Origin of the sequence: Barnesiella sp. An55 (assembly GCF_002161555.1) — a bacterium.
In the GTDB taxonomy this organism is placed as follows: Bacteria; Bacteroidota; Bacteroidia; order Bacteroidales; family Barnesiellaceae; genus Barnesiella; species Barnesiella merdipullorum.
Map to the genome: position 1 here is coordinate 92860 of NZ_NFHZ01000006.1, position 25542 is coordinate 118401.

Below are 25542 nucleotides of genomic sequence, written 5' to 3' on the forward strand. Positions count from 1 at the left end.
TACCGATAGCCTATAAAAAAGAGGTTCCCCCGCTCTGCAAACTATAGGAGAGAGCGGGGGAACGCTTGTAACAAAAAAGCCGATATGCATCGTGAGCATACCGGCGTATGGGTTAAATGGAAATATCAACGATTTCGAACGACATCAGGCCCGAGGGTACCTGAATCTCAACCACATCGCCTACTTGCTTGCCCAGCAGGCCCTTGGCGATAGGAGTCGTAGCCGAGATTTTGCCTTCACGCAGATTGGCTTCCGACTCCGACACGATGGTGTATTTCATCACCGCACCGTTCTTTACGTTTTTGATAGTTACCGTGTTCAAGATCTGAACCGTATGGGTGTTCAACTTGCTCTCGTCGATGAAACGGGCATTGGCCACGAGGTCTTTCAACTGCGAGATTTTCATTTCGAGCATGCCCTGAGCCTCTTTGGCAGCATCATACTCGGCATTTTCCGAGAGGTCACCTTTATCGCGGGCTTCGCCTATGGCGCGCGAGATTTCGGGACGCTTCACATTTTCGAGATAAGCGATCTCTTCCATCAGCTTTTTATAACCTTCTTCGGTCATGTACGTAATAGCCATAATTTTACTCCTATAGTGTTTATAAATTATTATTCCTTATTAAACAAAAAAGAAATCCCGCCGTTAGCCGGGACTCCTTTTTGTGATTTCACTGTGACAAAGATACGCTCTTTTTTTGATCTTCCAAAAAAAAACGTCCAGAATCGTCAAAAGTTTGTTTTTTTGCGACTTAAAGTCGAGATTGTATAGCGCTTTCTATTTCATCGACTTTCTCGATGCGCTTCACAATACCGTCGTTCCTGTCGATTACGAAACAGGTAGGCAACTTCTGTACATTGTAGGAAGCGGCATTACGGGAATAAACGCTTTGCGGATCACGCACACATATCCACGGCAGGTTGTCGGCCGTCACTTTCCAGGCCTGCTCATCGGCATCGAGCGAAACTTGATAAATAGCCAATCCACTACCCTTGTACTTCTTGTAAAGCTCGGCCAGTTTCATGTTGTAGGCCGGCGAATAGTCGGTTTGATAAGCCGTGAAACTGAGCAACACCACTCGGTTGTTGTTTACCAGGTCGGAGAGAGTCTGTTTACGTCCCCGCAGATCGTAAAGTTCTATATCGATATACGACGTAACCTGGGCTTCGAGAGCCTCGGTGCTATTCTGGCGAGCAGCCCGCTCGGCAGCAATGGCAGCCAAAGTCATCTGTTTCAATTGCTTGGTACGGGCCGACTCGGGATAGCGCATGTCGAAACCCGTGGCTACGGCAGCTATCAGTTTGCGATCTTCGGCATCGTAGGGATCGAAAACCTTACTGCCGTTTATCTCTTGAAATACAATGTAGTATGCAGCGGCGGCCGAGGGATTTTCGAGCACCAGATTGAGCATCTTCGACTTATACTCGGCCAACGCTTGAATGGCTTGCGCACGCAACGTATCGACCTGACTGCTGTTGGCCGATACAGCTTGGTTGAGCTCGTTGATACGGCTTTTCAACTTGCCGCTCTCGTCGGTAACAATACGCATCTTGGTACACTCGTCCGAACCGGTGAGCTCGTAACCGTCGGCAAAATCGACGGCCTTGGCCAAGAAAGAGAGTGTCTCGGTCGAGTCGATGGCAAAGTGTACCACCGCATCGTTCAACCGCAACTGGTAAAACTCGGGATATTGCGGAGCCTCTTGTTTGAATTTGAAAGCACCCTTTCCGTCGAGCTGTACCGAGTCGAGAACAACGGCCTGATCGGTAGCCAACGATTCGAGGTAGAGAGTCTGTCCATCAGCATCGGCCACATTGCCCTCGATGGTAAACTGCCGCTTGTTACACGAGGTAAAGGCCACGGCTATCGCACATAAAAATATCCACTTTCTCATGATTGCAAACTTTAAGTTGAAGTCTGTTTTCTCCCAAAGGGGAAAAACAGTCACAAAGATAGCTGTTTTTTCATACAATGCAATATGCTACTCTCCCTCCGCCAAAAGCAAAATGACAGAAACGAATCGACCAGGAGTACACTTTTTCCACACCAAACTGCTATAAGTCGTTATATTTTTTCATTTTTATTTCATAATCATAGTTTTGCATCCAAACTTTCATTATCTTTGCGTGATTTTGAGATGAAAAAAATATAGAAAAATCGATTTTATGATTAAACAAGTTATTAAGAAGACCATCGATTTGGGTGATGGAAGGACCATCACCATCGAAACCGGCAAGCTTGCCAAGCAAGCCGATGGGGCCGTCGAAGTGCGCATGGGCAACACCATGCTGTTGGCCACGGTATGTTCGGCACAAGAAGCCGGTGAAGGCGTGGATTTCATGCCTCTGCAAGTAGAATACAAAGAGCGTTATTCAGCTTTCGGCCGTTTCCCCGGAGGTTTTACCAAACGTGAAGGCCGAGCTTCAGACTACGAGATACTCACCGCCCGTCTGGTGGACCGCGTATTGCGTCCCTTGTTCCCCGACAACTATCACGCCGATACCTTCGTGAACATCATGCTGTTCTCGACCGACGGTGTTGACATGCCCGATGCCCTGGCCGGTCTGGCTGCTTCGGCTGCCCTGGCCGTATCGGATATCCCCTTCAACGGACCTATTTCGGAAGTACGTGTAGCCCGCATCGACGGCAAATTCAAGATAAACCCCACCTTCGCCGAGCTCGAAAAAGCCGATATGGACCTGATGGTAGGTGCCACCTATGAGAACATCATGATGGTAGAAGGCGAAATGGACGAAGTTTCGGAGGCCGATTTGCTCGAGGCCCTCAAAGCCGCCCACGAAGCCATCAAAGTTCACTGCCTCGTTCAGAAAGAACTGGCCGAAGCCGTAGGCTCGACCGTAAAACGCGAATATTGCCACGAGACCAACGACGAAGATCTGCGCAAAGACGTATGGGACAAATGCTACGACAAGGCTTATGCCATTGCCCGCTCGGGTAATGCCGACAAGCACGCCCGTCAAAACGCCTTCGACGCTATCGTCGATGACTATCTGGCCGGCTTGAGCGAAGAGGAGCTCGCCGAAAAAGAACCTCTGGTAAGACGCTACTACCACGATGTAGAGAAAGAGGCCGTGCGCCGTTGCATCCTCGACGAAGGCATCCGTCTCGACGGTCGTACCACGACGCAGATTCGTCCCATCTGGTGCGAAGTCGATTACCTGCCGGGTCCTCACGGATCGGCCGTATTTACCCGTGGTGAGACACAAGCCCTGGCCACCGTTACGCTGGGTACCAAACTCGACGAAAAGATTCTCGACGACGTGCTCAACCAAGGTCGCGACCGCTTCCTGCTGCACTACAACTTCCCGCCCTTCTCGACCGGCGAAGCCAAAGCTCAACGTGGCGTAGGCCGTCGTGAAATCGGTCACGGCAACCTGGCCAACCGCGCCCTCAAGCGCATGATCCCGAAGGATTATCCCTATGTAATCCGTGTCGTATCGGATATTCTCGAGTCGAACGGCTCGTCGTCGATGGCTACCGTTTGCGCCGGAACACTCGCCCTCATGGACGCCGGTGTACAAATCAAGAAACCGGTATCGGGTATCGCCATGGGTTTGATTACCGATAAAGACAATGTAAAATATGCCATCCTCTCCGATATCCTCGGTGACGAAGACCACCTGGGCGATATGGACTTCAAGGTAACCGGTACACGCGACGGTATCACCGCTACGCAAATGGATATCAAGTGCGACGGTCTCTCCTATGAGGTACTCGAGAAAGCCTTGAACCAAGCTCGCGAAGGCCGCATGCACATCCTCAACATCATCACCAGCACGATTGCCGAACCGCGCGCCGACCTCAAGCCGCACGCTCCTCGCATCGAGACGATGATTATCCCCAAAGACATGATCGGTGCCGTCATTGGCCCGGGCGGGAAAATCATCCAAAGCATCCAGGAAGCCAGCGGTGCCATCGTTACCATCGACGAGATCAACAACGAGGGTCACATCGAAATCTCGGCAGCCAACCTCGACTCGATCCAGGATGCCAAACGCCGTATCAAAGCCATCACGGCTCAACCCGAAGAGGGCGAAACCTATACTGGTGTAGTGAAATCGATTCTGCCCTTCGGTGCATTCGTCGAGATTCTCCCCGGCAAAGACGGTCTGCTCCACATCTCGGAAATCAGCTGGGATCGTCTCGAATCGATGGAGACCTCGGGTATCCACGAAGGCGACGAAGTAACCGTGAAACTCATCGAAATCGACAAGAAGACCGGCAAATACCGTCTCTCGATGAAAGCCCTGTTGCCCCGTCCCGAAAGAGCTCCGCGCAACAACGACCGTCGTCGCGGTGAAAACAGAAACGAAAACAAGAACAACCAGTAAACACCTACTCGGTCTCTGAATACACGAGCTGCATATCGCCCGATATGCGGCTCTTTTTTTACCCTACTTCAAACATATATTGTAGCGGGTTAAAAATTCTCATTTTTTTACTTATTTAGCGTAAAAATCGTTACCTTCGTTTGCAAATGATTCTCGGCCTATGGCAGCACTGAAACAGCAGCTACAACAGAAGCTGCAACAAAAGCTCTCACCCCAGCAGATACAACTCATCCGGCTCCTCGAACTCACCGAAGTGGAGTTTGAAGAGCGAGTGCAGCAGGAGCTGGTCGATAACCCCGCCCTGGAAGAGGGCCGGGAAGAGAGTCTCGACAACCTGAACGACTTCAACCCCAACGCCGACGAGGACGGGAACCCCACCGAATCGGCCGAAGAGATCTCGCTGGGCGACTATCGCACCGAAGACGACATACCCGACTACCGCCTCGAGGCCGACAACTTCTCGAAAGACGACAAGAAAGACGACATTCCCTTTGTCTCGGCCTCGTCGTTCCACGACTACCTCGAGAGTCAGCTGGGCGAACAACCGCTCGACGACACCTCATACCAGATAGCCCAATACATCATCGGCAATATCGACGACAACGGCTACTTGCAACGTCCCATACAGGCTATCACCGACGACCTCATCTTCCAGGTGGGACTCGATGTACCGGTGAGTCAGGTCGAGGATATCCTGCAAATGATTCAGGAGTTCGAGCCCGCCGGAGTCGGCGCCTCGAACCTGCGCGAGTGCCTGCTGCTGCAACTCGAACGCCACGAGGGGACTCCAGCCAACCTGCTGGCCTACAAGATTATCGACCAGATGTTCGACGAGTTCTCCAAGAAACACTACGACAAAATCATGCGCCAGTGCAACGTGAGCGAAGAGGAGCTGAAACAGGCCATCCACGAAATTACCCAGCTCAACCCCAAGCCGGGCAGCGCCTGGAACAACAGCTACTCGGGGAACTCGGAACACCACATCATCCCCGACTTCTACGTCGAGGCTCAGGATGGCGAACTTTCCATCAGCCTCAACAACAGCAATATACCCGAGCTGCACGTGAGCCGCGACTACCAGGACATGCTGGAGGACTACTCGTCGAACAAGCAGAACCAAACCCGCGACAAACGCGACGCCCTGCTCTTCGTCAAGCAAAAGCTCGACGCCGCCCAGTGGTTTGTCAACGCCGTGAAACAGCGGCAAGAGACCCTGCTCAAGACCATCACGGTCATTGTCGAGCTGCAAAAGGAGTTTTTCCTCACCGGCGACGAGCGCACCCTCAAGCCCATGATTCTGAAAGATGTGGCCGAGCGCACGGGATACGACATATCGACCATCTCGCGAGCCAGCAACAGCAAATATGTGCAAACAAATTTCGGCATTTATCCGTTAAAATATTTCTTCTCCGAGTCGATGCAGAACGATGCCGGCGAGGAGGTTTCGACCCGCGAAATCAAACGGCTGCTGCAAGAGTTGGTCGAGCACGAAGACAAGCGCAAACCGCTCTCCGACGACAAGCTGTGCGAGATGCTGCAACAGAAGGGTTATCCCATTGCGCGGCGCACCATCGCCAAGTATCGGGAGCAACTCTCCATCCCTGTGGCCCGGTTGAGAAAAGAGATATGAAAACCTATTAAACTCAAACGACCGATGAAAAAAGTGGCAACCATACTGTCAACCCTGTTTCACCCGCTGCTCATGCCTACCTACGGCATAGCCATTGCGCTCTACACTTCGTATATGCGCATCTTTGGCGACCGTCTGCTGGGCATTATCGTCATCGGGGTACTGCTCACCACCTGCATACTGCCCTCGCTGGGCATCTATATCCTGTACAAGACGGGCCACGTGAGCGACTTCAGACTGCACGAACGCACCGAGCGCACCGTGCCCTACATCATCAACTTCGCCTGTTACATTGCCTGCTACCTCTATCTCTACCGATTCGGGATACCGGGCTGGATACTCGCGTTCATAGCCGGAGCCATCGTCTCGCTCATCATCGCCCTCTTCATCAACCGCTACTGGAAGATAAGCGCCCACATGGTAGCTGCCGGCTCGATGGTAACACTGGTCTTTCTCATGAGTTTCTACGGACTCATGCTCACCCCCTATATTCTCCCGCTGCAAATCGCCATTGTGCTGCTGGCCGGAGCCATAGGCTCGTCGCGCATCCTGCTCAAGCGCCACACGCTGGGACAGGTAGGCGCCGGTTTTGCCCTGGGGGTACTCTGTTGTGTGTCGATGTTCTATATCTTTGTTTAACCGATAAGTAATATATACCATTATGAAACCTGTTGTAAGTATAATCATGGGGAGCACCTCGGACCTCCCCGTTATGGAGAAAGCCGCCAAGCTGCTCGACGAGTGCGAAATACCCTTCGAGATGCTGGCCCTCTCGGCCCACCGCACTCCGGCCCAGGTCGAGGAGTTTGCCAAAGGAGCCAAAGCACGCGGCATCAAAGTCATTATCGCGGCTGCCGGTATGGCTGCTCACCTGCCTGGAGTCATTGCCTCGATGACACCGCTGCCGGTCATTGGCGTGCCCATCAAATCGGGCATGGAGGGTCTCGACGCCCTGTTGGCCATCGTGCAGATGCCTCCCGGAATTCCCGTAGCTACCGTGGGTATCAACGCCTCGCTCAATGCCGCCATCCTGGCTACCCAGATGCTGGCCCTCGGCGATGCCGCCATTGCCGAAAAGGTGGAGAAATACAAAGCCGGTCTCACCCAGAAGATTGTGGCCGCCAACGAAGCCTTGGCCGAGGTCAAATATAAATTCAAAACCAACTAATCTCCCCATCACGCCGTTCTCATTGTGACCATGGACTACTACAACTATCACCGCCGGGAAAGCAGCGTCGTACAGATAGGCGACACCCCGCTGGGGGGAGAGTACCCCATACGCATACAGTCGATGACCAACACCTCTACACTCGACACCCCGGGCAGTGTAGAGCAGTGCATCCGCATTATCGAGGCGGGTGCCGACTATGTGAGACTCACCGCCCAAGGGGTGCGCGAGGCCGAAAACCTTGCCGAAATCGAGAAGGGGCTCCATGCCCGGGGATATCACACCCCACTGGTGGCCGATATTCACTTCAACCCCAAAGCGGCCGACGCTGCGGCCTGTACCGTCGAGAAGGTGCGCATCAACCCCGGTAACTTCGTCGATAGTGCCCGCACCTTCAAGCAAATCGACTATACCGACGAGGAGTATGCCGCCGAGCTGAAACGACTCAGGGAGCGGTTTGTCGCCTTCCTCGACATCTGCAAGGAGCACCACACCGCCATACGGCTGGGTGTCAACCACGGCTCCCTCTCCGACCGCATCATGAGCCGCTACGGCGACACTCCGGCGGGGATGGTCGAGTCGTGCATGGAGTTCCTGCGCATCTGCCGCGACGAGCATTTCGACAACGTGGTCATATCGATCAAAGCCTCGAATACGGTGGTCATGGTCGAAACCGTGCGACTGCTCATCCACACGATGGATGCCGAGGGGATGCACTACCCGCTGCACCTGGGTGTGACCGAGGCGGGCGACGGTGAGGACGGCCGAATAAAATCGGCCGTGGGCATAGGCACTCTGCTGGCCGACGGCATAGGCGATACCATACGGGTCTCGCTGAGCGAAGCTCCCGAAGCCGAGGTTCCGGTGGCTCGCAAATTGGTTGCTTACATCACGGCGCGGGCCGGTCATGCGCCCATCGAGGCACCTCATCTGTCGCTCGAGCAACTGGCCGCTCGCCCCAAAGAAGATTGCGGCGGCATAGGTGCCGGCGAGCAACCGGTAGTCATTGCCGAAGGGAAACCCGGCACGGGCACGAAGGCCGACTTCTACTACACCCGCGACCAGGCCCTTGAAGGTACGCGCTCGATTGTCGATTATCGTCACTATCGTGGCGAAGCCAACACCTGCCCGCTCTTCGGTCCAGGCGACTGGCAAGCCCTCACGGACTGCCCGGCTCCCGTGCGTTTCCTGCAGGTCGATACCACCGACCTCACCGAAACCCTGCTGGCCCAACTGTCCCAAGAGAAAGGCGTGGTACTCATCCTCACATCGCACCATGCCAACCCCGTAGGCGACATACGTGCCGCTTTGGCACGGCTCACCGTTGCCGGTTGCACCAGCCCCGTAGTGCTCAAGGCCTGCTACCGCGAAAACAATCCCGAGGATCTGCAAGTGAAGGCCGGGGCCGATTTCGGGCCGTTCCTGCTCGACAACCTCATCGACGGGGTATTCCTCCACAACGAGGGAGATATCGCCACACAGAGCCTCACCGACTATATGTTCACCATTTTGCAAGCCGCCCGCAAGCGATTCAGCAAAACCGAGTACATCTCCTGTCCCAGTTGCGGACGCACCATGTTTGATCTGCAAACGACTCTGGCGCGGGTCAAAGCGGCCACTTCGCACCTGACGGGACTCAAGATAGGCGTGATGGGCTGTATCGTAAACGGCCCCGGCGAGATGGCCGATGCCGACTACGGCTACGTGGGAGCCGGACGCAACCGGGTGAGCCTGTACAAAGGAAAAACCTGTATCGAAAAGAATATACCCGAGGAGCAGGCTATCGAAAAACTCATCGCCCTCATCCAAGCCAACGGCGACTGGTGCGATCCCTCCTGACCCCTTTGCCCGACCATGAACGACAGCAGGAACAACATTCGAGCCGAACTGGCTTCGCTCCCCGTAGGAAAACTCCTGTGGCGGTACTCGGTACCGGCCATCGTGGGGACAATGGTCATGTCGCTCTACAACGTAATCGACCGCATCTTCATCGGGCAGGGTGTGGGCCCCGACGCCATATCGGGGCTGGCCCTCACCTTTCCCATCATGTCGATATCGGGAGCCATCGGTATGCTCGTCGGTCAGGGAGCCGCGGCCCGCATCTCGATTGTACTGGGGCAGGACGACAAGGAGAAGGCCGAAAAGATTCTGGCCAACAGCCTCATCCTCTCCATCACCTTTGCCCTCTGCTACCTCTCGCTCTTCGTCATCTTCATGGACGATATCCTGCGCAGTTTCGGCGGCAGCGACCGCACCATACCCTATGCCCGGGAGTTCCTGCTCTACATCATGCCCGGTATGCTCTGCACCAACCTGTGCTACAGTTTCAACAACATGATGCGTGCCTCGGGCTATCCCGGCAAGGCCATGTACACGATGCTCATCGGTGCCTTCTCCAACCTCATCCTCGCCCCCATCTTCATCTTCGGCCTCAAACTGGGTATCAAGGGGGCAGCCATCGCTACCGACATAGCCATGACCATCTCGATGATTTTCGTCATGGCCCACTTCTGCAACTCCCGCAGTAGCGTGCGATTCCACCGCCGGTATTTCAAGCTCGAGTGGATGGTACTCATCAACATCGTCTCCATAGGCATGTCGCCTTTCCTGGTCAATATTGCCAGCAGTGTCATCAACGCCATCATCAACACCTCGCTCTACCGATACGGCGGCGACGAGGCAATAGGTGCATTCGGCATCTTCAACAGCTATGCCACGCTGGTGGTGATGCTCATCGTGGGGCTGTGCCAGGGCATGCAGCCGGTCGTGGGCTACAACTACGGAGCCGGCAATTACGACCGCATGAAACGGGCCTTCAAAATCACCTGTACTGTGGCTACCATCTGCACGACCATCGGGTGGATAGGCTCCACCTTCTTCCCCTACTACATCATACGGGCCTTCACGACCGACAGCCACCTTATCGATGTGGCCATACACGGCATGCGCATTGCCATGGGGGTATTCCCCATCGTGGGCATACAGATTGTCACCACCAACCTGTTCCAGTCGCTGGGTATGGCCTCGAAATCGATTTTCATGAGTCTCACCCGCCAGGTTATCTTCCTCATCCCGCTGTTGCTCATTCTGCCCCGCCTCTTCGAACTGAACGGCGTGTGGGGTGCCATGCCGGTATCCGATACGATAGCCACAATCATCACCCTGTTGATGCTTTGGCAAACCAACAAAAAGATGCGGAACAAAAGCTCTATAACGCCAGCCGCATAGAGTATCCGTTACTCCCATGAAACTCTACTGAAACCAAACGAGGGCAACTCCTGCGCTCTGCGCCGGAATTGCCCTCGCTGCTATATTCAAACGGCCCGCCAAGCGGCCGCAAGCGTTCTCCTGCTTACTCCTTCATCACCGGTATCTCCCGGTTCATGCTCTGCTCGAGCGAGATAAGCGTCTCGGTCGAAACTACACCCTTGATGTGCTGAATCTTGTCGTTCAAGAGTTCCATCAGGTGCTCGTTATCCCGTGCATAGAGTTTGCACAACATCGTGTAGGGACCCGTGGTGAAGTGGCACTCCACAACCTCGGGAATCTTCTCGAGCTCGGGAACGACATCGCGATACATCGACCCCTTCTCCAGTTTCACCCCGATGTAGGTGCAAGTTCTAAAACCCAGTGACTTGGGGTTTACATGATACCCCGAACCGGTAATTACATGCATATCGATCATGCGCTGAATGCGCTGATGGATAGCCGCACGCGAAACACCGCACTCGGCAGCTACGTCTTTCGACGGAATGCGCGCATTGCGCATGATGATCTCGAGTATCTGGCGATCTAAGTTATCTATCTTTTCCATAAATTTTTATTTACACAAATCATTTTGCGACAAAAATATCATTTGTTTTTGAATATACAACTATATTTTAGTGTTTTTTTTGACAAAAAGATATTGCTATTACTAAAAACACTCTGTTTATCGGTTGTTCATTCGACTATTTTTTGAAGCAAAAAGACAAAAAAAGAGATTTGGGGTAACCATTTGGAAATATGATTCTGTGTTAAAATTCGATTTTTTATTGGTCGTCTCACAAGAAATAGTTATAATTGTGAATTAACAGAGCTGTTAAATAAACTATCTGCTATGAATCAAGGGAATACAAACAAACGCAAGAATACCGAGGGGGCCATTATGGCTGCGGCCGAAGAGCTGTTCCTGGAAAGAGGCTACCTGCTGGCCACGACCACCGAGATAGCCCGCCGGGCGGGTGTGACCCACGCCATGCTGCACTACTACTTCCAGACCAAAGAGCAGATATTCTTCAAAGTATTGGACAAAAACCTGCACGAACTTTTTGCCTCGATACGCAACGCCATGTCCACCGAAGAGGTGTCGTTCTGGGACAATCTGAAGGGGGGTGTAACTCGTTTGCTGGAGTTCCTCGACCAGCATCGCCAACTGGTGAGCTTCCTGTACGACGTAGCCTTGCACAACCCCGAGTTGCTGAAACGCTACCAGGAGAGCACCCTGAATCTCATCTCGGGACTTGCCGGTCATCACAAGTTGCTGCTCGACAATGAGGTGCGGGCCGGCCGATGCAATCCTGTCACATTCGAGCAACTGTTTCTCGACATCGTCACCCTGAGCTTCTCGACCTACCTCTTCCTCCCCGTCGTGAACCGGGCGGTAGAGATAGACCCGTCAGCAATGGAGCAGGCCCTGCAGCGCCGGCACGACGAGGTCATTGCCCTGCTGCACTACCGCCTTTACGGGCGAAGCACTCCCGACCGGTAACCAGTGGATGGAGAAGAAATGCCACAGCAACAGGAAAGAGGATAACCGTCAATTACAGAATAATTCAAAGGGAGATATAGAGATGAAAAAATGGGGTTTTCTTATCATGTGGGCATGCATCGCAGGCCCGGTTACCGCACAGGTGACCTTGACCGAATGTGTGGAAAAAGCCCACAACAACTATCCGCAAATCAAGGAACTCGGACTCATTCGCGAAGCCGAGAAGTATGACCTCTCGACTGCCAGCCAAAGCTGGCTGCCTCAACTCACCATCAGTGGCAAAGCCCAATACCAGTCGAAGGTGGTCGAGATGCCCTTCGAGATACCCGAGTTCAAATTCAACCTTCCCCACGACCAATACTCGCTGGTGGGTGAGTTGAGCCAAACGATTTGGGACGGAGGCTCTACCGCCAGTAAAAGGAGGCTCATCAGTGCCGATGCCGAGATACAGAGTCAACAACTGGAGGTCACGCTCTACAGCATCAGACAAAAGGTGGAGAACATTTTCCTGGGCATCCTGCTGATCGACAAACAAATCGCGCAGAACGAGATTGCCCTCAAGAGCCTCAACCGCAACCGCGAGTCGGTGCTGGCCGGTATTGAGCACGGCGTCTCCTACAAGTCCGATTTGAGTATCGTCGATGTGAACATCCTCAACTATCGGCAGACCATCTCGTCGCTGAACTCCGACCGCCGCGCCTATGTCGATATGCTGGGACGACTCACCGGCGAGGATATGTCGCAGGCTCAGTTTGCAGAACCACCTATCGATATGCAAATCGATACCGCCACCCTCTCCCGTCCCGAGCTGCAACTCTACAAGGCACAGCTGGAGCAGAACCAGGTACAGCGCCAGGATCTGCAATCGAATCTCTACCCCAAATTCAATCTATCGTTGCAGGGCGGTATCGGGCGGCCGGGACTGAATATCCTGAAAAACGAATTTGAGCCCTACTATACCGTGGGGGTAAAAATGCAGTGGAATCTGGGAGCCCTCTACTCCCGCAAGAACGATATTCGCAAAATCGCGGCCCAAAAAGAGCGCATCGAGCGCGAGCAGGAGACCTTCGTATTCAACACGATGCTCGATGTGACCGACCGTCTCAACGAAGTGAACAAAGCCCGGCAGGTGCTCGAGCAGGACCGCGAGATTATCAGGCTGCGCGAGGAGATACGCCAGGCCGGCGAAGAGCAATACAAGCAGGGGGTGATTATGCTCACCGACCTGATGGACATGATCGACGAAGAGTTCAATGCCCGGGTGGCCGAATCGCTGCATCAAGTGCAGCTCATCATGGCCATCTGCGACCTGAAGAATACACTTGGACAATAACAAATCGAGAACCATAAAAGCCAAAGGATATGAAACACACCATTTTATACGTAGCGACAGTGACAGCAGCCATGACCCTGGGCAGCTGCACAGACCACTCGCGCGACTTCGATGCCTGTGGTCAGGTCGAAGCCACCGAAGTACTCGTATCGGCCGAAGTCAACGGTCGCATCGTAGCCCTGCAGCTTGCCGAGGGCGACCAACTCAAGGCCGGCCAGGAGGTGGGCGTAATCGATTCGGTACAAACCTATCTGCAAAAGAAAGAGCTGGTGCGCAAGAGGGCCAATGCCCAGACCAAACTGGTGGACATTGACCGGCAGCTGGCTTCGCAATATGCCCAGCTCGAAAAACTGCAGGAAGACCACGAACGCTACCAGGCTCTCGAGGCCAAAGATGCCACCACCCGCAAACAGGTGGACGACCTCGTCTCGCAGATTGCCGTCGCCCGTCGTGAGATTGCCGCCAAGAAACAGACCTATGAGCGCAACAATGCCGGCATACGCGAAGAGGTGGCCCTCTACGACGTGCAAATTGCCGAGAAAGACGACCAGCTGGGCAAATGCCGCATCGTGGCCCCCATCGACGGCACGGTTCTGACCAAGTTTGCCGAAGCGGGCGAGCTGGTAACCTCGGGGAAATCGCTCTTCAAACTGGCCGACATGAATCAGATTTATGTGCGAGCCTACCTCACCACCGCACAACTGGCCGAGGTGAAACTGGGCGACACCCTGCGAGTGACCATCGAAGATGGCACCGACAAGCCCCGCCAATACAACGGCCATCTGGTGTGGATTGCCGACGAAGCTGAGTTTACCCCCAAGAACATCCAGACCAAAGACGAACGGGCCGACCTGGTCTATGCCGCCAAAATCGCAATCGAGAACGACGGCTACCTCAAACTGGGCATGTATGCCTACGTACGCTTCCACTAAACCAATGTGACCATGGGAGCCATTGAAGTAGAAAATGTAAGCAAACGCTACGGCAACTGCCAGGCGCTGGAGCAAGTCTCGCTCGACATACAGGCCGGTGAGATTTACGGGCTCATAGGCCCCGACGGTGCCGGCAAGACCACGCTGTTCCGCATCCTGGTAACCCTGCTCCTGCCCGACAACGGCAGTGCCCGCGTCGAGGGGCTCGACGTCGTGAAGGATTTCATGGCCATCAGACGGCACATCGGCTACATGCCGGGGCGGTTCTCGCTCTACCAGGATCTCACGGTGGCCGAGAATCTCGACTTCTTCGCCACCATGTTCGGCACCACGATAACCGAAAATTATGAAAACATCCGGGAGATTTATTCTCAAATAGAGCCCTTCCGTGACCGACGGGCCGGCAAGCTGTCGGGCGGCATGAAACAGAAGCTGGCCCTCTGCTGCGCCCTGGTACACCGCCCCTCGGTGCTCTTCCTCGACGAACCCACCACGGGTGTCGATGCCGTGAGCCGCAAAGACTTCTGGAACATGCTTTACCGCATCCGCGAGTCGGGGGTAACCATACTAGTATCGACCCCCTACATGGACGAGGCCTCGCTTTGCGACCGCATCTCGCTCATCCAAAAGGGGCACCTCATCGAAACGGGCACTCCGGCCGCCATTGTCGCCCAGTATCCGCATCGGCTGTTCGGGGTATCGGGCAAACCGGCATACCCCCTGTTGAAGTTCCTGCGCCGCTGTCCCGACCTGTTGCGATGTTTCTCGTTCGGGTCGGAGCACCACGTTGCCGTCGAGCCGGGGACAATAAGTCCGGAACAGTTGCAGGCCCGTATTCAGGCCGAAGGATTCAGCGACGTGGTCGTGCGGGAAATCGAGCCCAATATCGAAGATTGTTTCATGGAACTGGCAAAAGAAGAAAGGCAAGAGTCGTGAACGAAACAGAAAATATTATCATAGTCGATAAGCTCACCAAGAAATTCGGCGACTTTACGGCGGTCGATCACATCAGCTTCGAGGTGCACCGGGGCGAAATATTCGGGTTCCTCGGGGCCAATGGAGCCGGCAAGACCACCGCCATGAAGATCTTGTGCGGGCTGAGTCTGCCCACCTCGGGGGGCGGTACCGTCAACGGGTATGACCTGTGCCGCGAACAGGAGAAAATCAAACGCCACATCGGGTACATGAGTCAGAAATTCTCGCTCTATGCCGACCTGAAGGTATGGGAAAACATCCGCCTGTTCGGAGGAATTTACGGACTGAGCGGCAAGCGCATCCGTCAGAAGAGCGACGAGATGCTGCACTACCTGAACATGACCGACCTGCGGGACGAACTGGTGGGCGACCTGCCGCTGGGCTGGAAACAGAAACTGGCCTTCAGCATCGCCCTCATTCACCAGCCGGCCATCGTCTTTCTCGACGAGCCCACCGGCGGAGTCGATCCCGAAACCCGCCGCCTCTTCTGGGACCTGATTTGCGAAACGGCCGAAGGGGGAACGACGATATTTGTCACCACTCACTACATGGACGAGGCCGAGTATTGCGACCGGGTATCGATTATGGTCGATGGAGTCATTGCCGACCTGGACAGCCCCGCAGCACTCAAGCAGCACTACCAGGCGACCGATATGGACACGGTATTCCGTAAACTGGCCTACCAGGCCAAAAGAGAATAGAAAAGAGTATGAAAGAATTTTTTTCGTTCATCAGGAAAGAGTTCCGGCATATATTCCGCGACAGGCGCACCATCCTCATCGTGCTGGTGATGCCCATCGTGCAGATTATCCTGTTTGGCTTTGCCGTCAGCACCGAGGTACACGATGCCCGGGTCGATATCGTGGGCGATACGGGCGACCCCTCGGTGCGGCAGATGGTCGAGCGCATCGACCGGAATCCCTATCTGAACGTAGCCGCCGTCTATGAATCGGTGACCGAGGTTGCCGAACGGTTCCGTGCCGGGAAATCGGATGTGGCGGTCTGTTTCGAGCGCGACTTCGACGAACGACTGCACCACTACGGTAAAGCCTCGGTGCGGGTGTTGGGCGACGGGTCGGACCCTAATACGGCCCAAATGATTGTCAATTATGTCAACGGGGTACTCTCCGCCGTGCAGGGCGACTTGAGTGCGACAGGCGGCCCGCAAATGGCCTCAAGCCCGCATGTACAGTATATGTATAACCCGGCTGTGCTGTCATCCTACAATTTTGTGCCCGGGGTGATGGGACTCATCCTCATGCTCGTCTGCTCGATGATGACCGCCATCTCGATTGTGCGCGAGAAAGAGAGCGGCACCATGGAGTTGCTGCTCGTCTCGCCCATCCGTCCCATGGGAGTCATCATCAGCAAGGCCATCCCCTATCTGGCCCTGTCACTGGTCAATCTGGTCACCATCCTGCTGCTATCGCGTTTCGTGCTGGGGGTACCGCTGCGGGGCAGTCTCTTCCTGCTGTCGGTAGTCTCGGTTCTGTTCATCCTGGCTTCGCTGGGCATCGGGTTGCTCATTTCGGTCATCTCGTCCACCCAAAAGACAGCTCTGCTCATCTCGGGCATGGGACTCACGATGCCCACGATGATCTTCTCGGGCATCATCTTCCCCTGCGAGAGCATGCCGGTGATTCTGCAATACGTCTCGGACATTATCCCGGCCAAGTGGTATATCATCATGGTCAAGAAGGTGATGATCGAGGGGGTGGGCTTCGGCTACATCTACCCCGAGTTCCTCATTCTGCTATTGATGACCGTCTTTCTACTGGTCGTAAGTGTAAGGTTATTCAAACGAAGATTATAAACAGGAGGCATTTCTATGGTTCTACTCTATTTGCTGGAGAAAGAGTTCAAGCAGTTTTTCAGAGATCCCGGCTTGCCCAAGATGGCTATTGCCTTCCCGGTGCTGATGATGCTGGTATTCCCCTTTGCCGTGAGCATGGAGATACGCAACATCAATCTGGTGGTAGTCGATAGCAACCGGTCGGTCGCCTCGTCGAAGCTGATCGAGACCTGCACCGCCTCGGGCTATTTCAATCTGGTAGCCGTGAGCGACGACCCGGACTGGGCCATGCAACAGATGGACAAGAACCGGGCCGATGCCATACTCACCATCGAGTCGGACTTCGACCGCTGTCTGGAGCGTGGCGAGGCATTGCCCGTGGGGATAAAGGTCAACACGATTAACGGGACCAAAGGGAGCATCGGGGCTGGGTATCTCACCTCGTGCATCCAACGCTACCGGGCCGAGGCTTCGCCCGCCTCCACGGCCTCCCCGACGGCAGGGCCCCAACTCGACGTGTCGGCCAAATACTACTTCAACACCTATCTCGACTACAAGAAGTTCATGGTCCCGGCCCTCATCGTCATCGCCATCACGATGCTCACGGGTTTCTTCCCGGCTCTCAATATCGTGAGCGAGAAAGAGCGGGGCACCATCGAGCAGATAAACGTGACCCCCGTGAACCGAGGCGTCTTTATCCTCTGCAAACTCATTCCCTACTGGCTGGTGGCTTTCTTCGTACTCACCGCCTGCCTGCTCATAGCCCGATGGGTGTTTGACTACTCGTGTGCAGGCTCGGTGGGTCTGATGTACTTCTTCACCGCCGGCAACATACTGGTCACCGCCGGGATGGGACTGCTCATCTCCAATTACAGCGAAAATGCGCAACAGGCCATGTTTGTGACCTGGTTTTTCATGATGGTATTCATGCTGGTGAGCGGTATCTTCACCCCCATTGCCTCGATGCCCGACTGGGCCCAGGCCATTACCTACCTGAATCCCATGCGGTACTATGCCGATGCCATGCGCGGCGTCTATATCAAAGGCAGCACCCTGGCCGACGTCTGGAGCGATGCCGCAGGGCTGCTCACCATCGGTACCGTCATGGTCGCGTGGGTCATCCTGAGCTACAAAAAAACGACTTGACAACCACAACCATCCCCGACAGAGGTAAAAAAGAAGAGCCCGGTACACGATTGTACCGGGCTCTTGGCCATATGTCGTTTTAACTTTCGACACTCTTGCGAGAGAACGACTTTACTCAAAGCCTTCTCTCCGGGTTGTCACCCCCTGCTTATTTCAAGATATCCAATACCTCTACTTCGAATACGAGAGTCGAGTTGGTCGGGATTCTGTCGCCGCCGCCACGAACACCGTAGCCCAGTTCGGCCGGGATATAGAGGATATATTTGCCACCTTTTTGCATCTGCAGCAACCCTTCGCCAAAACCGGGAACAACACCCATCGGCGAGAAGATAGCGCCCGAGTTGGCATCGAATTGAGTACCATCGATCAACGAGCCTTTATAGGCCACTTTCACACGTTGGTTCTTCTGAACCTTTTCGCCCTGGCCCTCTTTAACGACTTTGTAGAGCAGGCCCGATTCGGTTTTTACCACACCCTCTTCTTTGGCTTTCTCGACCAGGAAGGCATTGCCTTTGGCCAAGTTTTCCTTAGCTTCGGGAGAAGCTGCCAAACGGTCGAGTTCGGCTTTTTCCTTAGCCTCGGCAGCAGCTCTGAAGATAGAGTCGAGAACATGATTGGCATTCATGGGCGAAATCAACAGCGTAGAGTCACCGGCCAAAGCATCTTTATAAGCCCGAATGAAGGTAGCGATATCGATATCAAGACCTGTGCCTTGCTTGATATTCTTCAGCATCTCTTTGGCATAAAGGCCCTGACCCAGACCCAATTCATAGGAACGTTGTGTAGAGTCGGTCTTCAGAGCAGCAGCAAAACCTTTCATGAACTCATCGGTTTTGATATCCTTGAGTTGCTCATACATACCCGATTTCATAGCGTCACCCAAACGAGCTCCATTCGAAACACCCAATGCATAGCTGGCACTGTCGGATGCATTCTCCAGTGTCGTAACAGTTGCACTCTTCAGTGCCGTAACAGTTTTGCTTTCGCACGACGACATTGCCGTAAAACCGGCAAGTGCTACAAAAAATAAAATACTTTTTCTCATTGTTTATGAAGTAATTAATTACAATATTTTTATAAGTTCAACTTCAAAGATAAGGGTTGCATTGGCCGGGATGCTACCACCGGCACCTTGCTCGCCATATGCCAGATCGGAGGGGATGTAGAGTTTCCAGCGAGAACCTTCGGGCATCAGTTGCAAGGCCTCTACCCAACCGGGAATCACCTGGTTGACTCCAAACACGGCGGGAGTACCCCGCTGTATCGAGCTGTCGAACACTTGCCCGTCGATCAAGGTGCCATGATAGTGGCATTGTACCTTGTCGGTAGCCTTGGGTCGGCGACCGGTTCCGGCTTTGAGTACCTCATACTGCAAACCACTGGGCAGAACTTCTACCCCGGGACGTTTGGCATTCTCTGCCAGGAATGCCTCGCCGGCACGCCGGTTCTCCTCGGCAATCTCGTTTTGCAGATTGGTGAAATACTCGTTGATGATTTTCTTGGCCTCATCGAAACTTATCTCGGGCTTCTCTTGCTTATATACGGCCTCTACACCTTTGGCAAAATCCTCGACGTTCAACGATTTAATACCCGAACCCAGGAAATTGTGCCCCATGCTGAGACCCAATGCATAACTCAATTTGTCCATTTTCTATTCTATTGTACAATTAGGCAAACCTATTCAAAATATTTGCGTGGCGAAGATAGGGCTTTTATACTTAATTCGATAAAATCTCCTTAAAAAAAAATATAATTTGCCCCCGAATACAACCATTCAATAGTTTACCAAGACTTATCTGATAACTATTATAAGATTTCTACAAAACTCTCTTCTGTTATGCCACACTCTTTGATCAAGTTTCCCTCTCAAACCAACAGAAAGATTTTGAGAGCAATTCTTGTCTAATCCGTTATTTTATTCTATTTTTACTTTATTATTCACTTCCGACATGCAAGAGAACAAACCTCTGTTCATAACCCGACGTAACAACATGGATCTTGTGAGATACTATCTTGCATTATCGGTTCTCATTGCCCATTTTAATTACTTAACCGGATTCGAGATACCCTGGCCCACAAACAGTTTTACCGGAGTAGGTGGATTTTTTGCCCTCAGCGGATTCCTTGTATTTGGAAGTTTTCTAAAAAAAAGAAGTGTAAAAATATACTTGGAGCGACGAGCCAGAAGAATTCTTCCTCCCTATTTTTTTATTGTACTACTCTGTTCCATAGGCTTAGTCGTCATATCCGACCGATCTATTCTCGATTATTTCCAATCGAGTCAATGGCTAAAGTACACACTCGCCAACCTCTCCTTTTTAAATTTTATCGAGCCCTGTTTACCCGGGGTTTTCTCGGGGAATGTGACTCAAGCCGTAAACGGTTCGTTATGGACGATGAAAATTGAATGGCTATTATATCTATCTGTTCCAATAGTTTTTTGGTGCTATACACGTTTCAAATGGAATAAGACCTTTGTTTTTATCTCTATTTACTTGTTATCGGTTATATACCGTTTAACTTTTCTATTTCTCTTTCAGTCCACCGGACAAGAAATATATAACATCTTATCTCGACAGATTTTTGGGCAATTGATGTTTTTTTACTCTGGAGTCCTCATCTATTTCCATTTCGACAAATTCATGAAATATCGCTGGCATATATTTTTCATAGCGTTCATATTAGTCGGGTTACGAGAATATATACCTTTCTACTCTTTCACAATAGGCCCCCTAATAGTAGCTTCATTAGTGCTTTTTTTCTCCATGGTAGGGAAATGGGGGCATTTTTTCAGCCGAATAGATAATGTATCGTATGATATGTACCTATTCCATTTCCCGGTCATTCAACTGGCGGTTCACTTGGGTGTATGCCACTATGGGCCAGGAGTGGCTTTTACTGTCGTACTGGTTACGACGGTTCTCCTCTCCATACTGTCATGGAGTTGTATTGGGAAAAGATTCATGTACAAACCTAAAATATCACAACAATGAAAAAGAAACTGGTTGTACTCACCGGCGCGGGCATGAGCGTAGAGAGCGGGCTCTCTACCTTCCGCGGCAGCGGCGGCCTGTGGGACCGCTATCCCGTAGAAGATGTGGCTACCCCCGAGGGGTGGGAACGGAATCCTGCTTTGGTGCAGGGGTTCTACAACAAACGGCGCAAAGAGTTGCTCACCGTAGAGCCTAACGCAGGACATAAGGGTCTTGCCGAACTCGAGAAAGACTACGACGTGACCATCATTACCCAGAATGTCGATAACCTGCACGAGCGGGCCGGCAGTACGCATGTCATTCATCTGCATGGCGAGCTCACCAAAGTCCGCTCGGTCAAGGACGAAAGCCGGGTCTATGAACTCACCCCCGACCAGTACGAACTGGCTCCCGATGCCACCGACTCGCATGGCGACCGGCTGAGGCCGCACATCGTGTGGTTTGGCGAGGCCGTTCCCATGATCGAACCGGCCATCCACATTACCGAAGAGGCCGACATCTTCGTGGTGATAGGTACCTCGCTCAACGTCTATCCCGCCGCCGGTCTGCTCGGCTATGTGCGCCCCCAAGTCCCCATCTACCTCATCGACCCCAAAGAGGTGAGGGTGCCGGGCAACCGTCACGTGCATGTGATTCAAAAGGGTGCCTCGGAGGGAGTAGCCGAGCTCATCAAACTCTTGCACCAAAAACAATAACGACCATCTGTCCCCAATTCCATAAACAGGCAGCCCGTGGAGAGTTTTCTCCACGGGCTGCCTGTTATAAATATCATCTTTTCTTTCAAGCGTGACGCTCGTGCTGCTGCTTGATGGCATCGACCACGTTGATCACATAGTCGCCCAACCGCTCGCACTCCGATATCATATCCATGTAGTAGATACCGGCCTGGTATTCATAGTGCTTGTTGTTGATATTCTCGATATTCGACTTGCGCAACTGGTTGCGGAAGTTATTAATCTCGCTCTCCTTGTTGTACGAAATCATTATCTCGCTCAAGGGCGGCTCGTTGCTCGACAAGAGGGCCACCATATTCGACAGAGCCTCGGCATTGAGTTTGAACATGGCATCGATATTGCCCACAATCTCGTCGTTGAAGACAATATGCGAGTCTTGCTTGCGCTGCAACGTGCGGGCCAGATTGTAGCAGCAATCGCCTATACTCTCGATTTCGGTCACGATACTGAGCATGCTGTTTACCCGCATCTTGCCTTCGTAGCTCAACCGACCGCCAACGACCAGATTCAGGAAACCGGCGATTTCGAGCTCCATGCGGTCGCAAATCTGTTCATACTTTTCGATGCGGTTATAGAGTTTCATATAGGCCTCGCTGCCCTCCTTCTCGTGTAACAGATCTCCAACCATGCCAAACATGCGTTGCACCCGCTCGGCATAGACGGCAATCTCCTGATGAGCCTGGGGCAAATTCAACTCCGAAGCCGACAACATGCCTCGCGAGATGAACTTCAGCTGGAACTCCTCGTCGGTCTTGTCCTTGACCCGTACCAACCGGGTAACAATCTTCTCGTAGAGCCCGGTAAACCAAATCATGATGGTCACGTTGATCACATTGAATACCGTGTGGAACATCGACAACCCAAACGATACCGAGAACTGCATGGCCTCGAAACGGGCTTTCTGCTGTTCAAAATCGGGGGTATCCAGGGAGGTGCCATTGTTCAGCGCATTAATCAGCGAAGGATGAGTCTGCTCGTTGACCTCGACAAAAGCCATCAGGTCGTTGGGATTCCCCACGCCGAGCGAAGTACATATCCACACGATAAAGCGAATAAAGGGATAATACAGAACAAGCGTCCAAATCGACCCCAGCACATTGAAGAGCAGGTGCCCCATGGCGGCACGCTTGGCCGACACATTGGCACTGATTGAGGCCAGCAACGGTGTGATTGTGGTACCTATGTTACTACCCAGGATGAGAGCCGCAGCGATATCGAAGGTAATCCACCCCTTGCTACACATGATGAGCGAGATGGCCAGCGTGGCACTTGAGGCCTGCACAATCATCGTCACGATGGCGCCCACGGCACAGAAGATGAGGATAGAGAGGAAACCCAGTTGAGTGTATGAGGTGAGAAATTCAAAAATCTCGGGATTGCTTTTCAGGTCGGGCACCGAGTGATTCAAGTAATCAAGCCCCATGAAGAGGAAGGAGAAACCTATGAGAAACTCGCCCCACGACTTGCGGGTACTGTTGCCCGAGAAAAGCAGTGGTGTACCTATACCAATGAGAGGGAGAGCAAACAGAGTGATGTTGACTTTGAAACCGAAGATGGAGATAATCCAGGCTGTGACGGTGGTTCCCACGTTGGCACCCATAATTACCGACATCGACTGCCCCAGAGTCATCAAGCCGGCATTGACAAAGCTCACCACCATCACCGTCGAGGCCGAAGAGCTCTGTATCAGAGCCGTTATCAATATACCGGTAAACATTCCTGAAAACCGATTCTTTGTCATTACAGCAAGGATATTGCGAAGCCTGTCGCCCGCCACCTTCTGTAACCCCTCACTCATGACCTTCATTCCATACAGGAACAAGCCTACCGACCCGATTAAGGTCAAGAAGTCCAGAAATGTGTACTCCATAAAAGTTTCTTAAATAGTTGTTTTATTATCCTCTTTGTGGTATATTTAACACTCAATCTTGCATCTGGGGAAAAGATTCCTTTGCAAATTTATACAAATAAAAAGACTTGCACAGAGCAACGATTATTGTTTTATTTTTATTAACAAAAAGTATGGTCCTCAGCCACATTTTGAGATGACTATGGAAAGAGAAAAATTTGACGTTTATTGTGTAAACACCGGCCAGTTCATACCTGTGGACGGAGGTGAAAGTCTGCTCGAAATCTACGAAATGGCAAAACCCCAACTGACTCATCGTCCGGTATGTGCCTATGTAAATAACAAAACCGAAGAGTTGCGATATCGGGTATATGGACCCAAGGATATCGAGTTTCTCGACATCACCCACCCCTCGGGCATGCGCACCTATGTGCGCTCGCTCTGCTTTGTCATGTACAAAGCCATCAGCGATATCGTTCCCGGCACGAGGTTGCGCATCGAGCACTCCCTCTCGCACGGCTACTACTGTCTGCTCGACAATCCCGAAGCACTCAAACCCGAAGTCATCGCCCGCATCAAGGAGCGCATGGCTCAAATCATCGCGGCCGATATCCCCTTCAAGAAAATCGAATGTCACACGACCGACGCCATCGAGGTTTTCCGCCAACAGGGCATGCTCGACAAAGTGGAGCTGCTGCAATCGACCCGCCAGCTCTATACCCAGTATCACACGCTCGACGGCTTGGCCGACTCGTATTACAGCTGGCTCACCCCCTCGACGGGCTATCTGCAAGGGTTCGACCTGATGAAATACAACGGCGGTGTGTTGCTGGTTCCACCCATGCCCGACGACCCGCAGACTCCAGCCCCCATAGAGCCCCAGGAGAAGATGCTGAACGCTTTCAAAGAGTACCTCACCTTCAACCACATCATCGGGTTGAGCAACATCGGCGACCTCAACAAGGTGGTCGAGAGTCGCCAGGCGACCGACCTCATCAAGGTGGCCGAGGCGTTGCACGAAAAGAAAATCAGCAAGATTGCCGACGACATTACCCGGCGGTATCACGAGGAGGGCACCCGCATCGTGCTCATCTCGGGCCCCTCGTCATCGGGGAAGACCACCTTCTCCAAACGGCTTTCGATCCAACTCATGACCAACCTGCTCAAGCCGGTGGCCATCTCGCTCGACAACTACTTTGTCAACCGCGAAGATACCCCGCACGACGAGACCGGCGACTACGACTACGAGTCGCTCTATGCCCTCGACCTCGACCTCTTCAACAAGGACCTCAACCGATTGCTGCATGGCGAGACGGTACAGATGCCTACCTACAACTTCGAGACCGGCAGTCGCGAATACCGGGGCAACACCTTGAAACTCGACGAGGGAGCCGTGCTCATTCTCGAAGGCATACACGGGCTCAACCCCGACCTCACCCCGCAAATCGAACCACACTTGAAATACCGCATATACGTATCGGCTCTCACCACCATCTCGATCGACGATCACAACTGGATACCCACGGCCGACAACCGGCTGCTGCGCCGCATCATCCGCGACTACAAGTACCGCGGTGCCTCGGCCCAAAGCACCATTGCCCGCTGGGGCAGCGTGAGACGGGGCGAAGAGAAGTGGATTTTCCCCTACCAGGAGAATGCCGACGCCATGTTCAACTCGTCGCTCCTCTTCGAACTGGCCGTGATGAAAGACTATGCACAGCCCATCCTCAGCGCCGTGCCCCACAACTGCCACGAGTATGCCGAGGCACACCGACTGCTCCATTTCCTGGGATATTTCCAGTCGATCAACCAGCGCGAGATACCGCCCACCTCGCTCCTGCGCGAGTTCCTCGGCGGCAGCAGTTTCAAATACTGACTTGTACAGCA

General features: G+C 53.0%; 21 protein-coding genes. 15 read left to right on the forward strand and 6 right to left on the reverse strand.

Features of this window, described 5'->3' with window-relative positions; all coding sequences use genetic code 11:
- Positions 1-112: 112 nt before the first annotated feature.
- Positions 113-583 carry a transcription elongation factor GreA gene (greA, locus tag B5G10_RS05345; protein ID WP_025278542.1) on the reverse strand — a complete coding sequence of 157 codons (471 nt, stop codon included), beginning with the start codon at positions 581-583 and terminating at the stop codon, positions 113-115.
- Between the two features lie 169 nt (positions 584-752).
- Positions 753-1895, reverse strand: coding sequence for a redoxin domain-containing protein (locus B5G10_RS05350; RefSeq protein ID WP_087423708.1), 1143 nt, complete (start codon positions 1893-1895; stop codon positions 753-755).
- Between the two features lie 271 nt (positions 1896-2166).
- Here B5G10_RS05350 and pnp point away from each other — a divergent pair, with 271 nt between their 5' ends.
- From pnp to B5G10_RS05380, 6 genes are all read left to right on the forward strand, one after another.
- The gene (pnp, locus tag B5G10_RS05355; RefSeq protein WP_087423709.1) at positions 2167-4353 is read left to right on the forward strand and encodes a polyribonucleotide nucleotidyltransferase; all 2187 of its coding nucleotides are present in this window, start codon (positions 2167-2169) and stop codon (positions 4351-4353) included.
- A gap of 160 nt (positions 4354-4513) precedes the next feature.
- Positions 4514-5983 carry an RNA polymerase factor sigma-54 gene (gene rpoN, locus B5G10_RS05360; protein WP_087423710.1) on the forward strand — a complete coding sequence of 490 codons (1470 nt, stop codon included), beginning with the start codon at positions 4514-4516 and terminating at the stop codon, positions 5981-5983.
- A 24-nt stretch (positions 5984-6007) separates the two neighbouring features.
- A complete protein-coding gene (locus B5G10_RS05365) occupies positions 6008-6622 on the forward strand; it encodes a hypothetical protein (protein ID WP_087423711.1) in 615 nt (204 codons plus the stop codon).
- Positions 6623-6644: 22 nt separating this feature from the next.
- On the forward strand, positions 6645-7151 hold the full coding sequence (purE, locus tag B5G10_RS05370; RefSeq protein ID WP_025278547.1) for a 5-(carboxyamino)imidazole ribonucleotide mutase: 507 nt from the start codon (positions 6645-6647) through the stop codon (positions 7149-7151).
- Between the two features lie 30 nt (positions 7152-7181).
- On the forward strand, positions 7182-8990 hold the full coding sequence (locus B5G10_RS05375) for a 4-hydroxy-3-methylbut-2-en-1-yl diphosphate synthase (RefSeq protein WP_087423766.1): 1809 nt from the start codon (positions 7182-7184) through the stop codon (positions 8988-8990).
- 15 nt (positions 8991-9005) lie between these two features.
- Positions 9006-10379 carry an MATE family efflux transporter gene (locus B5G10_RS05380; RefSeq protein ID WP_087423712.1) on the forward strand — a complete coding sequence of 458 codons (1374 nt, stop codon included), beginning with the start codon at positions 9006-9008 and terminating at the stop codon, positions 10377-10379.
- Positions 10380-10503: 124 nt separating this feature from the next.
- Here B5G10_RS05380 and B5G10_RS05385 read toward each other — a convergent pair whose 3' ends face one another.
- Positions 10504-10965, reverse strand: a complete 462-nt coding sequence (locus B5G10_RS05385) for an Lrp/AsnC ligand binding domain-containing protein (RefSeq protein ID WP_025278550.1) — start codon at positions 10963-10965, stop codon at positions 10504-10506.
- Between the two features lie 285 nt (positions 10966-11250).
- Between B5G10_RS05385 and B5G10_RS05390 the strand changes: the two genes are divergently transcribed.
- The 7 genes from B5G10_RS05390 (at position 11251) to B5G10_RS05420 (ending at position 18079) form a co-directional block, all read left to right on the forward strand.
- The gene (locus tag B5G10_RS05390; protein ID WP_087423713.1) at positions 11251-11901 is read left to right on the forward strand and encodes a TetR/AcrR family transcriptional regulator; all 651 of its coding nucleotides are present in this window, start codon (positions 11251-11253) and stop codon (positions 11899-11901) included.
- A 106-nt stretch (positions 11902-12007) separates the two neighbouring features.
- Positions 12008-13234 (forward strand): TolC family protein, encoded by a 1227-nt coding sequence (locus B5G10_RS05395; RefSeq protein ID WP_158098780.1) that lies wholly within the window; start codon positions 12008-12010, stop codon positions 13232-13234.
- Between the two features lie 29 nt (positions 13235-13263).
- A complete protein-coding gene (locus tag B5G10_RS05400; protein ID WP_241147718.1) occupies positions 13264-14166 on the forward strand; it encodes an HlyD family efflux transporter periplasmic adaptor subunit in 903 nt (300 codons plus the stop codon).
- A 12-nt stretch (positions 14167-14178) separates the two neighbouring features.
- Positions 14179-15102, forward strand: a complete 924-nt coding sequence (locus B5G10_RS05405; RefSeq protein ID WP_087423716.1) for an ABC transporter ATP-binding protein — start codon at positions 14179-14181, stop codon at positions 15100-15102.
- Positions 15099-15842 (forward strand): ABC transporter ATP-binding protein, encoded by a 744-nt coding sequence (locus B5G10_RS05410; protein ID WP_241147719.1) that lies wholly within the window; start codon positions 15099-15101, stop codon positions 15840-15842. Before B5G10_RS05405 ends, B5G10_RS05410 begins: the two co-directional genes overlap by 4 nt.
- Before the next feature lie 8 nt (positions 15843-15850).
- Positions 15851-16954 (forward strand): ABC transporter permease, encoded by a 1104-nt coding sequence (locus B5G10_RS05415; protein ID WP_087423717.1) that lies wholly within the window; start codon positions 15851-15853, stop codon positions 16952-16954.
- 15 nt (positions 16955-16969) lie between these two features.
- Entirely contained in the window at positions 16970-18079 is a 1110-nt protein-coding gene (locus B5G10_RS05420; RefSeq protein WP_087423718.1) for an ABC transporter permease, read from the forward strand.
- Between the two features lie 148 nt (positions 18080-18227).
- Here B5G10_RS05420 and B5G10_RS05425 read toward each other — a convergent pair whose 3' ends face one another.
- The gene (locus B5G10_RS05425) at positions 18228-19124 is read right to left on the reverse strand and encodes an FKBP-type peptidyl-prolyl cis-trans isomerase N-terminal domain-containing protein (protein ID WP_087423719.1); all 897 of its coding nucleotides are present in this window, start codon (positions 19122-19124) and stop codon (positions 18228-18230) included.
- An 18-nt stretch (positions 19125-19142) separates the two neighbouring features.
- The gene (locus tag B5G10_RS05430) at positions 19143-19727 is read right to left on the reverse strand and encodes an FKBP-type peptidyl-prolyl cis-trans isomerase (RefSeq protein WP_087423720.1); all 585 of its coding nucleotides are present in this window, start codon (positions 19725-19727) and stop codon (positions 19143-19145) included.
- Between the two features lie 1341 nt (positions 19728-21068).
- On the opposite strand from B5G10_RS05430, the gene B5G10_RS05440 reads away from it, so the two are divergent.
- Positions 21069-21767: an NAD-dependent deacylase gene (locus tag B5G10_RS05440; protein WP_087423722.1), complete on the forward strand. Its 699-nt coding sequence runs from the start codon at positions 21069-21071 to the stop codon at positions 21765-21767.
- Positions 21768-21852: 85 nt separating this feature from the next.
- Here B5G10_RS05440 and B5G10_RS05445 read toward each other — a convergent pair whose 3' ends face one another.
- A complete protein-coding gene (locus B5G10_RS05445; protein ID WP_087423723.1) occupies positions 21853-23676 on the reverse strand; it encodes a Na/Pi cotransporter family protein in 1824 nt (607 codons plus the stop codon).
- Between the two features lie 181 nt (positions 23677-23857).
- Between B5G10_RS05445 and B5G10_RS05450 the strand changes: the two genes are divergently transcribed.
- Positions 23858-25531 (forward strand): nucleoside kinase, encoded by a 1674-nt coding sequence (locus B5G10_RS05450; protein ID WP_087423724.1) that lies wholly within the window; start codon positions 23858-23860, stop codon positions 25529-25531.
- Positions 25532-25542 lie beyond the last annotated feature (11 nt).

Excerpts from the sequence above, each read along its gene's own strand:
- B5G10_RS05425 (WP_087423719.1), bottom strand. The coding sequence starts at position 19,124 with ATGAGAAAAAGTATTTTATTTTTTGTAGCACTTGCCGGTTTTACGGCA.
- pnp (WP_087423709.1), top strand. The coding sequence starts at position 2,167 with ATGATTAAACAAGTTATTAAGAAGACCATCGATTTGGGTGATGGAAGG.
- B5G10_RS05420 (WP_087423718.1), top strand. The coding sequence starts at position 16,970 with ATGGTTCTACTCTATTTGCTGGAGAAAGAGTTCAAGCAGTTTTTCAGA.
- B5G10_RS05350 (WP_087423708.1), bottom strand. The coding sequence starts at position 1,895 with ATGAGAAAGTGGATATTTTTATGTGCGATAGCCGTGGCCTTTACCTCG.
- B5G10_RS05385 (WP_025278550.1), bottom strand. The coding sequence starts at position 10,965 with ATGGAAAAGATAGATAACTTAGATCGCCAGATACTCGAGATCATCATG.
- B5G10_RS05430 (WP_087423720.1), bottom strand. The coding sequence starts at position 19,727 with ATGGACAAATTGAGTTATGCATTGGGTCTCAGCATGGGGCACAATTTC.
- B5G10_RS05405 (WP_087423716.1), top strand. The coding sequence starts at position 14,179 with ATGGGAGCCATTGAAGTAGAAAATGTAAGCAAACGCTACGGCAACTGC.
- B5G10_RS05380 (WP_087423712.1), top strand. The coding sequence starts at position 9,006 with ATGAACGACAGCAGGAACAACATTCGAGCCGAACTGGCTTCGCTCCCC.
- B5G10_RS05450 (WP_087423724.1), top strand. The coding sequence starts at position 23,858 with ATGGAAAGAGAAAAATTTGACGTTTATTGTGTAAACACCGGCCAGTTC.
- B5G10_RS05395 (WP_158098780.1), top strand. The coding sequence starts at position 12,008 with ATGTGGGCATGCATCGCAGGCCCGGTTACCGCACAGGTGACCTTGACC.
- rpoN (WP_087423710.1), top strand. The coding sequence starts at position 4,514 with ATGGCAGCACTGAAACAGCAGCTACAACAGAAGCTGCAACAAAAGCTC.
- B5G10_RS05440 (WP_087423722.1), top strand. The coding sequence starts at position 21,069 with ATGAAAAAGAAACTGGTTGTACTCACCGGCGCGGGCATGAGCGTAGAG.
- B5G10_RS05400 (WP_241147718.1), top strand. The coding sequence starts at position 13,264 with ATGAAACACACCATTTTATACGTAGCGACAGTGACAGCAGCCATGACC.
- purE (WP_025278547.1), top strand. The coding sequence starts at position 6,645 with ATGAAACCTGTTGTAAGTATAATCATGGGGAGCACCTCGGACCTCCCC.
- greA (WP_025278542.1), bottom strand. The coding sequence starts at position 583 with ATGGCTATTACGTACATGACCGAAGAAGGTTATAAAAAGCTGATGGAA.
- B5G10_RS05365 (WP_087423711.1), top strand. The coding sequence starts at position 6,008 with ATGAAAAAAGTGGCAACCATACTGTCAACCCTGTTTCACCCGCTGCTC.
- B5G10_RS05375 (WP_087423766.1), top strand. The coding sequence starts at position 7,182 with ATGGACTACTACAACTATCACCGCCGGGAAAGCAGCGTCGTACAGATA.
- B5G10_RS05415 (WP_087423717.1), top strand. The coding sequence starts at position 15,851 with ATGAAAGAATTTTTTTCGTTCATCAGGAAAGAGTTCCGGCATATATTC.
- B5G10_RS05390 (WP_087423713.1), top strand. The coding sequence starts at position 11,251 with ATGAATCAAGGGAATACAAACAAACGCAAGAATACCGAGGGGGCCATT.
- B5G10_RS05445 (WP_087423723.1), bottom strand. The coding sequence starts at position 23,676 with ATGGAGTACACATTTCTGGACTTCTTGACCTTAATCGGGTCGGTAGGC.